This window comes from candidate division Zixibacteria bacterium HGW-Zixibacteria-1, from assembly GCA_002838945.1.
In the GTDB taxonomy this organism is placed as follows: domain Bacteria; phylum Zixibacteria; class MSB-5A5; order GN15; family PGXB01; genus PGXB01.
In genome coordinates, this window is sequence record PGXB01000065.1 from 1 (window position 1) to 13,708 (window position 13,708).

Genomic DNA, 13,708 nt, shown 5'->3' on the forward strand with positions numbered 1-13,708 from the left:
ACTCTCGCTATACTGTGACCGTTTCATAGATACCTCCTGGCTCCAATATACCAAAAAGTTCTACTTCTCAACAGTCCACTATAAGGGGAAGCTTACGACTAAGCACATAGAACCCGAAGGTCACAAAGCAGAAATTTCCCAAATTAGAAGGATCATTAGAAAGTAATAGACAATATATTTTTGACCTTCGGGCCGGAACCTTGACAGATTATTTCCCCATGAGAACACATAACTAATTGTGACGTAATGCATTATGGTAGCGGGGGCAGGATTTGAACCTGCGACCTTCGGGTTATGAGCCTAACGGTCAAGACTCTGATGAAAATTGCAACTTATCCACCGCCCTCTCAAGGTGGTCTGGGGCGAGGTGGGCGTAGATCATGGTGGTTTGGATGTCGGAGTGGCCCATGAGCTTCTTTACCGTGGGCAGGTCGACGCCATTCATGACAAGATGGCTGGCAAAGGTGTGGCGTAAGGTATGAAGCTTGGTGAGGCCGTCAATACCGGCTTCTTTGGCGATTTTAATTAGTCTTTCCCGAAGCTTGGTCCTGATTTGACCGCCGGTAGCCTTATCCGGAAAAACAAATCCGCTCCGAATTGTCTTATCATTATCTTTCTTTAGATTCTGCAGAAGTTCAAATAACTGCTGATTGATCGGGATCTCTCTTTCCCCGGTCTTGGGCTGCCAGAATTCCTTGCGGCGGATTTTGATCTTCTTTCGCTTGAAATCAATATCATCCCATTCAAGATTCTCAAGTTCGGCCTTACGCATACCGGTATTCAGGAAAGTGAAATAAATCGGATAAAGATCAGGCGGACAGGCATTGAGAAGCTTCTGGCATTCTTCAATCGACAGGAACTTCAGCGTCTTGGAATCAGTCACTTTGAGCTTCTTGATGCCTTTGGTCGGATTCTCCTTCAGGTAGCCCCATTTGATGGCCAAGTTGAATATGGTCTTGAGAGCGGCAATCTCGAAGTTGATTGTATGAGCCCGGGCACCTTTGCGGGTATATTCTTCAATATCATCATCTGACTCGACCGGGTGGCCATTAGGATTGACCATGGAGTTCTTGCGAAAGACCTTATATTGATCGACAACCTCAGTGGTGATCTCCGACATGAAGGTAATGTCCTGTTTGGTCTTCAGGAACTCTCTAAAATGGTCTATAACGGCTCGGTAGCGATTGGTAGTTGACTCCCGATGATTGGCCCGGGAGTACTCAAGGAATTGCGCCATGAACTTATCGATGGTGATATCATGTTGGGCAAAGCCAAACTCTTCTTTGGCCGCTTTGACCTCGGCGTCATTCAAGGCAAGTTCGGCGATACGCTTGGATGATCCAAGCCTTTTACGGACTCTCCGGCCTTTGACGCGGATGTCTAAATACCAGATTTTGCCTCTTTTGTAGATATTACCCATAATAAAACGGCCTGCAAAGAGTGGTCACAATTTGGTCACACGGACACTCTGATAGCAATATCGGCAATTATAACTGTTTGTCAAGTATAATATTACGGTGAGACTAAAAAATTAAGCGGAGAGGCAGGGATTCGAACCCTGGGAACCCGCAAAGGCTCAACGGTTTTCGAGACCGCCCCGATCGACCACTCTGGCACCTCTCCGTCGCAAAAAAATCTTCTCGTGTCAAAACAGCAGGGGCCTTCATGAAGGGACATCAGGATGTCCCACGGCCCGATAATTTCTTTCGCCCTAATTAATGATTTTCCGGGCAAATGTAAAGCCTATTTTTTGGGCTGATAAAAATGGCCCTCCTGAACGAATTTCTCCTGGGCCTCGATCACTTTTTTCGCGAACCCGTAGCGGGGGCGGATAAACTGGTAGGCAATCATCGAAATAAGAACGAACAGAACCATCGTCTCAAACGTACCGCCCATAAAAAATAATATCAGGCCATAAATGGCGATGGCCGATGTAAACGCATAACAGATAATCGAGGCATTCATGAACCCGCGGACAAGGTCATCTTCGAGCGTCTCTTTGGATACGGCCATCGGCGAGAAGAAGAACTTCTGCCTCAGGATAAAGGCCATGGCGCCCTCTGAAATCGCCACGACGCACAGTGCCCAGAACATGATGTTATAGGTATCGCTGGTCAGCCCGCGGCCCTGCCCCCCATTCTTGTCTATATAGTAGACGATACCGAGAAGTATCGCCGGAACCAGGATATTCATGAACAACCCTATGTAAACAGGTTTGATCAGCAACTTGTTTATGTCGATCTTGCTTTCATCATTCATTCTGCCCCTCCTGGCCGTTTGGGTTTTCCTTGTTCAGGCGGATACGCCGGAAAAATTGCTGCATCAATTCAGCCGTTTCTTTCTGCATCACGCCGGATATTATTTCTATGCGATGGTTCAATCTTTTCTCGGTTGGAATATCGAAGATTGTCCCGCAGGCGCCGAATCTTATGTCCGGTGCCCCAAAGACGATTGTTTTGATTCGCGAAAGAACGGCGGCGCCGGCGCACATGGCACAAGGTTCGATGGTGGAATACAAAATGCATTCATCCAGCCGCCAGTCTCCGACATTTTGGGCCGCCGAGGTGAGAGCGATTATTTCCGCATGGGCGGTGGCATCTTTAAGCGTCTCGGTTTGATTATGCCCGCGCCCGATAATCTGGTTATTTTTGACGACGACTGCTCCCACCGGAACCTCGTCTTCTTCAAAAGCAACCTGAGCTTCGAGGAAAGCTCTTTCCATAAAATAAACGTGGTCGAAGATTGTCATAAATCGAATATTCAATAATAGCTTTCGGATAGCAAGTTCAAATTATTCGTCGAAATGCCGGTTTTTGAGGGAATAATCCAGGTAAAAGCCCTTGTTAGTATTTATTATGTTGTTGTGAATCAATTGTTTATGTTATTTATAGGGATGTCCGAATTCGGGTTGGCCCGGATTTTTGTTTGCTATATTGGCCAAATATAAGTATATTAAAAGATTATCTGTTAATTTGTCACATGAATTGAGGTTATGAGTACAAGAACAAGCAACATTATCCTGTTGGGAATGCTTCTAGGGGCGGTTCTGGGTGCAGTTGGCGGCTACTATTTTGGTGACGTCTTTATCCAAATCAAATTCCTCGGAACACTCTTCCTGAATGCCCTTAAAATGATTGTCGTTCCTCTAATTGTCGCGTCCATGATTGTCGGAGTTACATCGTTGGGCGATATCCGAAAACTGGGACGCACGACCGGCAAGACCTTGATTTATTACCTTGTTACAACCGGCTTCGCGGTTACTATAGGTTTAATTCTGGTAAATATTATTCAGCCGGGTTCCGGAATAAACAGTGTCGGCAGTCAGGTGCCGGAGATGGTTGCACAAAGCAAGGGCGCGACCTTCTCGGATTTTATAATCGGCCTGATTCCGGAAAATCTTATCAGTGCCGCTGCCGGAGGCAGCGTCCTGCCCTTGATTATTTTCTCCCTTGTATTTGGGGGAGTCCTGACATCAATCGGCCCGAAAGGCAAGCCGGTTATTGATTTCTTTGTCGGACTGAATGCAGCCATCATGAAAATCGTGGTGCTGATTATTTATTTCGCACCGATCGGCATTTTGGCCATAATCGGCAGCATCGTTGCCGAAAATCGCGGATATCTTGGTGAAATTGTTTCGGGATTGGGACTGTATTCGCTGACGGTTATTATCGGGCTGCTAATTCACGCCGTGATTGTCCTGCCTTTGATCCTGAAATTCTTCGGCAGAAAAAAGCCACTCCAGTATTTTTTCAATATGGGACAGGCTCTGGCAACCGCCTTTACGACGGCTTCGTCGTCGGCCACCCTGCCTCTTACCATGGAGGGGGTAGAGGAAAAGAACAAGGTCAGCCCGAAAGCGTCAGCCTTTGTCCTTCCTCTCGGCGCCACCATTAATATGGATGGCACCGCGCTATATGAAGCGGTTGCGGCGATTTTTATTGCCCAGGCCATAAATTTTCCGCTTTCGATTGGATCTCAGGTAATTATTTTCCTGACTGCCACCCTGGCATCAATCGGCGCGGCGGCCATTCCGCAGGCCGGACTGGTGACCATGGTGATAGTTTTAACGGCGGTCGGGCTGCCTCTGGAAGGCATCGGATTGATCCTGGCCGTGGATTGGTTCCTTGATCGCTGCCGGACCACCGTCAATGTCTGGGGTGATGCCGTGGGCGCCGCTGTCATCGGCGAGACGGCCGAAATCAAAACATATTTAAGCCCTGCACAGGCGACCAAAACTGGCCCCTCGGCGCCGAAACCGGAAACAAAAGAACGTCCTCGTCCGGTTCGCCAGCCGCGTGATTCGCGCCCCGACAGTCGCAAGGGCCCTGGCAAGACCCAGGATGGCCGTAAGTACGACAAACGACGCGGCAACGGAGACACGCGGTATGACAAGGGTGGTCGGCAGAACCGCCCCGGCCGCAGTGATCGTCCCGGATATCAACCCCGCGAACAATCCAGGGATCAGTCCAAAGCACCTGCTTTTGAGAAAAAGACTCCGGTTGTTATCCCTGACCGGCCCAAAAAGCCGCCGGTGCTTGAGAAAAAGGTCGAAGAAATTCCAAAGGATACAATTGATAAGGAACTGAAAAAAGTCCGTCAGCAGCTGGCTTCGATGAGCGAAGACTCCGCAAATGAAAACGGCGCCAAAGAAAAGAACCATCCGGACAAAACCTCCAATGAGAAATACTTCGATATTGAGTTTTCCAAGATTGATTTCTTTGGCAATCAGGACAATGTCTCGAAAGTAAAGGAAGAGGTTCAGGACAATCTTTTTAATGAAGCTCCGGAGAAACCGGTGAGCAAAATCGAACCGCCGGTATATATGCCGATAGATGATTCATCGGATAAACCGGAATTCGAATCAGAGCCCAAAGATGAAAAACCCCCGGAAAAGGAAAAGCGGCCTCATGTCGAGACACCGGAACCTCCACGGGATGAACCGGTTGAAGAAAAAACCGAAATTCCGGTTAAGACGTCTGCGAATGATAATGATGACGATTCCGACGACGAGGATGACTTCTGGGGCAGGGATAAGAAGAAACGTCCTTCACGATAACAAGTTAGCGCTCCGGACAGGAATTCTATGGCCCCGAAATCGCGAACTTTTCGGGGCCATAATCGTTTAATCATATGAAAAAATATTGATTGTCGAATCGGGTGTAATTATAATATTTTGGAGTGAAGTGAGGATATTGAGTTTATGAACAGCCTGAAGGTTTTCATGCTTTTTCTCTTAATGACCATGCTGTTTATCGGTGTGGGGTTTCTTCTTGGCGGTCGGAATGGAATGATTATTGCCTTCTTTTTTGCAGCGCTAATGAATTTCTTCTCCTACTGGTATTCCGACAAAATCATTCTTAAGATGTACCGTGCCCGTCCGGTTGATGAGGCTACACATAGACGTCTTTACAGAATTGTCAGCAATGCTTCTCAGAAAGCCATGATTCCGATGCCGAAAGTATATATCATCCCGAGCAAGGCGCCCAATGCCTTTGCGACCGGGCGCAATGAGCATCATGCTGCGGTTGCGGCCACCGAAGGTTTGCTGGAGCTTCTCAACGACAGCGAACTGGAAGGTGTCATCGGTCATGAAATGGCGCATATCATCAACAAAGACATGCTGATTCAAACTCTCGCCGCGACCCTGGCCGGCGCGATTGGCGTGCTGGCTTCAATCGCGCGTTTTTCGGCGATATTCGGAGGCGGCTATTCACGCAACGATAATGATCGCGGCGGCGCTCTGGGAATGATTGCGGCCATGATTGTGGCTCCGATTGCCGCCCTGCTGATTCAGATGGCCATTTCGCGCTCACGCGAATATAAGGCGGACGCCGAAGGGGGCAGAATTACCGGGCAATATTTATCGCTGGCCTCGGCGCTCAAAAAATTGCATCAGGCGCCGGTTCGTCTCAACCTGGATCAACGGCCCGCCACGGCCCCGCTTTTTATTGCAAATCCTTTGTCGGGAAAGGGACTGTCATCACTCTTCTCAACCCATCCGCCGGTCGAACAGCGAATTGAACGGCTTCAAAAGCTGGCGATGGGCGGTTAGGCGAAGTGATAGTAAATCCTGATGCATAATGCTTACCTGGAAATCCTGGCCATTCTCATATTAATAGCCATTAACGGCTTCTTCTCCCTTTCCGAATTTGCCATAATCGCCGGCCGCAAGAGCCGTTTGAAAAGATTGGCCAAGGAAGGCAGCAGCGGAGCCAAACGAGCCGTCAGGATACATGCCCACCCGGAATCATTCCTGGCCTCGGTTCAGGTCGGCATCACCTTTGTCGCCACCCTGGCCGGCGTCTTCAGCGGGGCCACCATCGTCAACTACCTGATTCCGCTTGTGGAAAAAATACCGATCGATATTATTTCGCGCTCATCCAGGACAATCTCGCTATTTATCGTTGTTATATTGATTTCCTTTGTGACGGTTGTCCTGGGTGAACTGGTTCCCAAATACCTGGCCATTGCCAGACCGGAGAAAATCGCCGCGAAAGTCTCCGGCCCGATCAGCCTCTTTATAAAAATCGCGTTTCCTGTGGTCAAGGTTCTGACAGCCGCCGCCCAGGCTGTTTTACACCTGCTGGGCCAGAAGAGAACTCCCTCCAGCAGCACCGCTGTCACTGAAGAGGAAATCGATATTCTTATTGATGAAGGAAGACAAAAGGGGGTTTTTGATGCCACCGAGCAGGAGTTGATTCATTCGGTTTTTGATTTTACCGACACTACCGCCCGTCAGGCCATGACACCCCGGACCGATATTATCGGAATCGACATCAACGATGACACCGAAACGATTCTCAAAAAAACGACCGCTCACGGGTTCTCCAGATATCCGGTATATGACGGGACCCTTGATAACATTGTGGGAATTATTTATACCAAAGATATCATCGGGGTTCTCCAGCATTCCAACCTCATAATTATAAATGACATCATCAGAAAAGCCCTTTTTATACCGGATTCGATGAAACTGAATACACTGTTAAAAACTTTTCAGCAAAAGAAGGTGCATGCCGCAATTGTCCTGGATGAATTCGGGGGGACGGCCGGTTTGATAGCTCTAGAGGACCTGCTTGAGGAAATTGTCGGCGAGATTCAGGATGAATTCGATACCGAGCAGCGGGAATTTGTCAAGGAAAACGAGACCCTGGCTTTTGCCGCCGGTTCGCTCCGGATTGATGAACTAAACGATCAGTTTGGGACCAATTTCCCGGAGGATGAGTTTACCACCCTGGCCGGCATGATATTTGAAAAATTGGGCCGCCCGGCCAAAAAGGGAGAAGAAATTCTTTTCGATGATATTCGCTTCAAAGTTCTTGAAGTATCGCACAATCGCCTGAAAAGACTGCGAGTGCAGAAAATATCACCCCCTGATAATTCCAAATCCACCTAAAATTCGGTCAGCAATCGATTCCCCGCCAAATTACCTTGCGAGCCGCCGCGATGCTGGTGGAGTCGGGATATCATCTGGACAGAGTGATTCCGGTTGATATGTTTCCGCACACAATGCATATTGAGGTTGTCGCAGGTTTTTATAAACAGGACTAATGAGTGTACATCGGAGGTATTGTGAAAAAGCATGTTTTCGTTCTGGTTATATTTTTAATGATGGCCTCGATTGCAGCCGGCCAGAGCAAGCTGGATGAGAATTTTAACAAATTATCCGGCGAAATTCTAAACAATCTTCAGGCTTTCTCCCCGGTGCTGGCCACTGCCAAAGGAATTCATGATTATGATTATCGCTTTACTGATTATTCCTCGAAAGGGATAATCAATGAAATTGCGGCTCTGAAGAAATTTGAGACCCGGATTTATAAATATCAAAAAAGCGATCTTTCGCCGGAAAATCAGATAGATCTAAAACTTCTCAAGAGTAATGTCGATATTGCCCTGGCCGAGCTGAACAAAACCAAATTCTATAACAGAAATCCTTTTATTTATATCGATGATGCCGTGTACGGCATCTACCTGATTCTGGCTTCCGATTATGCCCCGCTGGAAAACCGGGTCCAGAATATTATCGCGAGAATGAAGGTTGTTCCTGACCTGCTTAGCCAGGCCAGGAAAAATCTGAAAGCCCCGCCTCCGGTATTTACAGATGCGGCCATCGAAATGGTCAATACCGGGGTCGATTTTTATCGCTCGATGCAGTCCGACCTGTCCGGACAGTTCCCTATCCTGGCTTCAGAGATAAATATCGCGGTGGACCGCGCCGTCAGTTCGATGCTGGAATACAAACATTTCCTTGAGAATATTACTCCCGGCGACCCTAAATCTTTTGCGGTCGGCAGGGATCATTATGATTACCTGCTTCAGCATCAGTATTTTCTCGATTTTAATTCCGATTCACTTCTGAAGATCGGCGAAAACCTGCTTGAAGAAACAAAACAACTCTATAATGAATATCTTGCCGATCATGATCCCTCGAACTCGCAGGTGGATTCGGTATTTGTCCTCGATTGTCTGACTAAAGACGATATCCTGAGGTACTATAACTGGGAAGTTGATCAGACTAAACTTTATCTTAATGAAAATAATATTGTCACAGTACCTGATGATATCGGCCGGTGTCTTGTTATCGAAACGCCGCCGTTCCTGACCGGCATGATCAGCACTCTAGCCTATGAGCCGCCGGGGGAATTCAGCCCCGTTCAAACCGGCTATTTCTATGTCAGGCCGATTCCGGATACGATGGATGCCGGCCAGCGCGCCGCCAGATATAAATATATTAATCGGCGCGGCTTCAAGGGAGGCGTCGTCCATGAGGCCTATCCCGGCCATCATCTTCAGATGCAAATGGCTTCACTTCTTGATGATGACGTCAGGAAGTGGCAGGACAATATGTTGCTAAAAGAAGGGTGGGCGTTGTACTGCGAAGAAATGATGTACAACAGCGGATTTTACGGCAGTGACGATCGCCAGTATCTTCGCGTGCTCGGGGGTATCGCCTTTCGAGCCGCCCGGATAATAGTCGATGTCAAACTTCAGACCGGGCAAATGTCGGTCGAGGAAGCAATCAAATGGATGGCAGAAACGACTGAATCGGACACATCAACGATGCGGACGGAAATTAACTGGTACGTTCAAAAACCGACCGTTCCGATGACATACCTTACCGGCAAGCTGGAGATCCTTAAATTGCTCGATGAGGTCAAAGCGCGCGAGGGCGAAAACTTTTCTTTGCAGGATTTTCACGACAGATTATTGGCGGAAGGCTCTCTGCCGCCGGCTTTGATACGTGAACGGTGGGGGCTGGATCAATAGGGTCGATCGAATCAGTGTAAACATTTATCCGGGAATATTCCAAAGATGGAATTAATCGGTCATAAACCGGAACGCAAAGTGGTCATCTACTTTCTTGCGGCTATTATGGTCGGGGCCCTTCTTTTGCTTCTCCCGATAAGTTCCTCCGGTCAGCCGGTCAGTCTTATTGATGCTCTTTTTACGGCCACATCGGCTATTTGTGTCACCGGATTGACGGTCCTCGACACCGGTCACGATTTTTCATTCTTTGGACAGATAGTTATTCTGATTCTCGTACAACTCGGCGGGATCGGAATTATGACCCTTGCCACGACTTTGTTGATAACGATAGTACCCAAGCTTTCATTTCAGGACAGGCTGGCTATTACGCAAACATTGGGCGGCGACAGGAGAGTGAAGCCGTACTCACTGCTCAAAGCTGTCATGCTGACAACTTTTACGGTCGAGCTTATCGGAGCTGTCATGTTGTTTCTGCGTTTCGGCCGAGAATTCCCGGTGGGCAAGGCGGTTTATTATTCCGTCTTTCATTCTATCTCAGCCTTCTGCAACGCCGGATTTTCACCATTCAGCAACAGCCTTGAAAACTATCGCAATGACCTGCCGATGCTGGCAATCTTTGCCGTGTTAATAATACTTGGCGGGCTTGGTTTTGTCGTCATCAACGAATTGGCGGCGAAGATGCGGAATAAAAAATTAAAGCTTTCGCTGCATTCCAAATTGTGCCTCATTGTTACCGCGGCTCTTATTATAATCGGGACGACCGCCTTCATGGTTGGAGAATACCGCAACGAATTTATTCGGAATTTGGGTTTTGTTGATGGACTGGGCAATGCTTTCTTCCAGGCGGTGACCAGCCGCACCGCCGGATTTAACGCCATCCCGCAGACCAACCTGACTGAAGTAAGCCTGCTGATAACCATTATTCTGATGTTTATCGGCGCCTGTCCCGGTTCCACCGGCGGAGGTGTTAAAACAACCACGCTGGCGGTTTTGCTGGTTATGGCCTTTAATCGCTTTCGGGGGCGCTCCTCGATGACCGTGTTTAAGAAATCACTGGGCAGTGATTCAATCAACCGCGCCCTGACCGTCATACTTGTGGCCATTTTGATTATTGTCGTTATGTTTGTCATGTTTATGTTTGTGGAAGATAGACCGGTGCCGCACAAATTGAGTCATGGCTGGTTCGTTGAAGGTGCCTTTGAGGTGATGTCGGCCTTCGGAACGGTCGGCTTATCGCTTGGAGCCACGAGCCATTTGCACAGTTTTGGAAAAATCATTATAATTCTTTTAATGTTTACCGGCCGGGTCGGATTGCTGACCCTGGTGTTTACACTGGCCCGACCACCTAAACGAGGCGAGATCGTATATCTCGATGAACAGGTTATGGTCGGTTAGAGGTGTGTTATGAAAAAATTCGCTGTCATAGGTCTGGGTAACTTCGGCGCCACCGTCGCCAGAGAATTGTCGAAACTCGATTGCAAAGTCACCGCCATCGATGTTGACAAGGCCAAGGTGCAATCGCTTCAGGACACGGCCGATCTGGCTATCATCGCCGATGTCACCGATCGTGATTTCCTTGAAAATCTTGGGGTCGAGAATTACGATTGCTTTATTGTATCGACCGGCAAAGATTCCCATGCTTCGATTTTAATCGCGCTGCATCTCAAGGAGCTCGGCGCGGCCCAGATCATCGTCAAGGCCAATTCGGACGACCATGCCAAAATTCTTTACAAAGTCGGCGCCACCGAAGCTTTGATTCCGGAAAAACAAATGGCTGTCAGGCTGTCCCATTCTCTCGGTCGGGCCAATCTGATCGATCAACTGCCGCTGACCGGGGATTACTATGTGGCCGAAGTGGTCCCTCCGGATAGTTTTATAAATAAGCGGCTGATGGACCTGCAGCTTCGAACCAAATTCCATATCCAGGTGATTGCTCTCAAGGACTCTTCGACCGGCGAATTTGAATTTGCCCCCGGCGGCGAGCATATGATCAAGGATAAGGATATTCTGATCATCCTCGGAAAAGAGAAGGACATTATTAAAATTAAAGAATAATTCAACGATCGTTTTGGCAATTATTCAGACACAGGGTAAGGATCAAAGAATATGGCCGATCTGGTTTTTTTGCGCGACCTTGTGGTCATTCTGGCTGTGGCCGTTTTTGTCGTGACTTTTCTGCACCGCCTGAAAATCCCCTCAATCGCCGCTTTTATTTTCGCCGGGATGCTGGTCGGCCCGCAGGGACTGGCTCTTATAAATGATATTCACCAGGTCGAGATCATTGCCGAAATCGGTATCGCGCTGCTTTTGTTCGGCATCGGTCTGGAATTATCCCTCGAAAGGCTGAAGCGACTCTGGAAACCGATCATAATCGGCGGTTTTCTCCAGGTCGGATTAAGCATCCTGGCCGCATATACTATCGCGAGATTGGCCGGTCTGGCATGGCAGTCATCGCTTTTTATCGGTTTCATTATTTCCGTATCAAGTACCGCCATTGTCCTGAAGGGTCTTGAAACGCGAGGGGAGACCGATGCTCCGCACGGCCGTATTAAAATCGGTATTCTTGTCTTTCAGGATCTCTGTGTTGTCCCGATGATGCTGGCCATCCCGCTTCTCAGCGGGTCCGATACTTCCTCCATGGAAATATTGATGACATTGGGAAGGGCGGTACTGATTGTAATTGGCGTCGTACTGGCCTCACGGCTTATTATTCCCCGCTTTTTGAATATTATCGCGGCAACCCGTCAACGTCACCTGTTCGTGATGGCGGTCTTGCTGATATGTATCGGGACCGCCTGGATCACATCAGCGGCCGGTGTGTCGCTGGCGCTCGGCGCCTTTCTGGCCGGACTGGTCGTGGCCGGCTCGGAATACCGCAGTCAGGCTTTATCCGATGTCATCTCGTTCAAGGATGTCTTCACCAGTGTTTTCTTTGTCTCAGTGGGGATGCTTCTGTCGGCAGTCAACATCATCCATAATATCTTTCCTGTTTTAATAATTCTTGTGGCCGTTCTCTTCGGGAAATTAGTGGTGGTTCTTATCGCCTGTTTTATCATGCGGCTTCCGCTACGGGTATCGATTCTGGCAGCGGTCGGCCTGGCTCAGATCGGCGAGTTCTCATTCCTTCTCATACGCACCTCGCAGGGCACCAACCTGATAAGCGACCCGCTTTCGGCCGACCTGATCGCCGTGGCGATTATTTCGATGTTTCTGACCCCGTTTGCCCTCTCACTGGCGCCCAAGATGGCAGCCGGCGTCGGCAAAATGAGGGCCCTGAATAAGCTCCTTAAAGTTTCCACCGCCGAGGAAGCCGAACTGGATGCTCCGCTTAAAAATCACATTATTATCGGCGGTTATGGATTCGCCGGGCAGGAACTGGCCATGGCCCTGAAAAAATGCGGCATGACTTATGTCATTGTCGATCTCAACAGCGAGAATATCCACCGGGCGCTGGCCCGGGGGGAACCGGCTTATTATGGAGATATTACTTCGGGCGAAGTGCTGGAGCGGCTGGGGCTGACTCATGCCCTGAGTTTTGTCATTGTCATCAATGATCCATCGGCGGTCGAGCAGGCAATTCGGGCCGCCCGAATGGCCGCGCCGAAAATTCACATAATTGCCCGGACACGGTATCTTCTTGATATCGAACCGCTTAAGAGGGCCGGGGCGGATGAGATTATCGCCGCCGAGCAGGAGGCCGCGATTGAAATCGTCTCCCATATTTTGCGAAAGTGCCGGGTCGAGCAGTCTTCCATTAACCATGAGGCCGATCGCATTCGCACCGATATCGGAGAAAACCCCTCCCACAGTTGAAAATAGAAAATATTTTCAAAAAGAATGAAATTAATACTTGACAAAATGTGCGCTATGCTATACATTATGTTCGTTAATAATAACAGTGAGTTTAGTCATGGTAATTCTAAAAAACCACATAAAACAGCACCGGGCGCGGCTTGATATGACCCAGGAGGATCTGGCAAAAAAGGTCGGCGTTCGGCGACAGACAATTCTGTCGATTGAGAAGGGTCAGTATAATCCATCGGCGCTATTGGCTTTTCAAATTGCGAGGGCGCTCGGGATGCGCGCCGATGAGCTGTTTGAACTGATCGAACAGGAGGGAGAGCAATGAAAACCGAAATGGACGCCATGAAAATGGATGAGCGTCAGCGATTGTGCTGGTACAAGGCCAACCGGGCCCTGATATTTTTCATATTTATTGTCTGGGTGTTTATGATTGCCAGCGAGTTCAACAACGGCCGGATACCTTACTTCCTTCTTATCATGATCCCGGTCTTCGCACTGGCGCGGTTTGTATTTTACAAATTCTATGCGCGGAAGGAATGACTTGGTCTTCCCCTAAAAAAATGGACACATAGTTAAGATAGGGTAGCCGCCCGTTCGAAGTCAACTGGATTTTTAAAACCCAGGCTCGAATGACGGC

General features: G+C 48.7%; 12 protein-coding genes and 1 tRNA gene. 9 read left to right on the plus strand and 4 right to left on the minus strand.

Annotated elements, in window-relative coordinates:
- Positions 1 to 307 precede the first annotated feature (307 nt).
- From CVT49_15935 to CVT49_15950, 4 genes are all read right to left on the minus strand, one after another.
- Entirely contained in the window at positions 308 to 1,420 is a 1,113-nt protein-coding gene (locus tag CVT49_15935; GenBank protein ID PKK81995.1) for a hypothetical protein, read from the minus strand.
- A gap of 116 nt (positions 1,421 to 1,536) precedes the next feature.
- Positions 1,537 to 1,623: transfer RNA gene (locus CVT49_15940), tRNA-Ser, on the minus strand.
- A 120-nt stretch (positions 1,624 to 1,743) separates the two neighbouring features.
- Positions 1,744 to 2,259: a hypothetical protein gene (locus CVT49_15945; protein PKK81996.1), complete on the minus strand. Its 516-nt coding sequence runs from the start codon at positions 2,257 to 2,259 to the stop codon at positions 1,744 to 1,746.
- A complete protein-coding gene (locus CVT49_15950) occupies positions 2,252 to 2,749 on the minus strand; it encodes a tRNA-specific adenosine deaminase (protein ID PKK82006.1) in 498 nt (165 codons plus the stop codon). Before CVT49_15950 ends, CVT49_15945 begins: the two co-directional genes overlap by 8 nt.
- Positions 2,750 to 2,992: 243 nt before the next feature.
- On the opposite strand from CVT49_15950, the gene CVT49_15955 reads away from it, so the two are divergent.
- The 9 genes from CVT49_15955 to CVT49_15995 all read left to right on the plus strand — a co-directional run bounded on the left by CVT49_15955 (position 2,993) and on the right by CVT49_15995 (position 13,611).
- Entirely contained in the window at positions 2,993 to 5,056 is a 2,064-nt protein-coding gene (locus CVT49_15955) for a hypothetical protein (GenBank protein ID PKK81997.1), read from the plus strand.
- Between the two features lie 144 nt (positions 5,057 to 5,200).
- The gene (locus tag CVT49_15960; GenBank protein PKK81998.1) at positions 5,201 to 6,052 is read left to right on the plus strand and encodes a protease HtpX; all 852 of its coding nucleotides are present in this window, start codon (positions 5,201 to 5,203) and stop codon (positions 6,050 to 6,052) included.
- Positions 6,053 to 6,073: 21 nt separating this feature from the next.
- Positions 6,074 to 7,396 (plus strand): hypothetical protein, encoded by a 1,323-nt coding sequence (locus tag CVT49_15965; protein PKK81999.1) that lies wholly within the window; start codon positions 6,074 to 6,076, stop codon positions 7,394 to 7,396.
- Positions 7,397 to 7,554: 158 nt separating this feature from the next.
- Complete coding sequence (locus CVT49_15970) at positions 7,555 to 9,267, plus strand: hypothetical protein (GenBank protein ID PKK82000.1); 1,713 nt, start codon at positions 7,555 to 7,557, stop codon at positions 9,265 to 9,267.
- Positions 9,268 to 9,312: 45 nt separating this feature from the next.
- Positions 9,313 to 10,662, plus strand: a complete 1,350-nt coding sequence (locus tag CVT49_15975) for a Trk family potassium uptake protein (protein PKK82001.1) — start codon at positions 9,313 to 9,315, stop codon at positions 10,660 to 10,662.
- Between the two features lie 9 nt (positions 10,663 to 10,671).
- Positions 10,672 to 11,322 carry a potassium transporter TrkA gene (locus tag CVT49_15980; GenBank protein PKK82002.1) on the plus strand — a complete coding sequence of 217 codons (651 nt, stop codon included), beginning with the start codon at positions 10,672 to 10,674 and terminating at the stop codon, positions 11,320 to 11,322.
- Between the two features lie 51 nt (positions 11,323 to 11,373).
- Positions 11,374 to 13,080, plus strand: coding sequence for a hypothetical protein (locus CVT49_15985; GenBank protein PKK82003.1), 1,707 nt, complete (start codon positions 11,374 to 11,376; stop codon positions 13,078 to 13,080).
- Between the two features lie 97 nt (positions 13,081 to 13,177).
- A complete protein-coding gene (locus CVT49_15990; GenBank protein PKK82004.1) occupies positions 13,178 to 13,396 on the plus strand; it encodes a transcriptional regulator in 219 nt (72 codons plus the stop codon).
- A complete protein-coding gene (locus CVT49_15995) occupies positions 13,393 to 13,611 on the plus strand; it encodes a hypothetical protein (protein PKK82005.1) in 219 nt (72 codons plus the stop codon). The genes CVT49_15990 and CVT49_15995 overlap by 4 nt, the downstream gene beginning before the upstream one ends.
- The last annotated feature ends 97 nt before the right edge of the window (positions 13,612 to 13,708 follow it).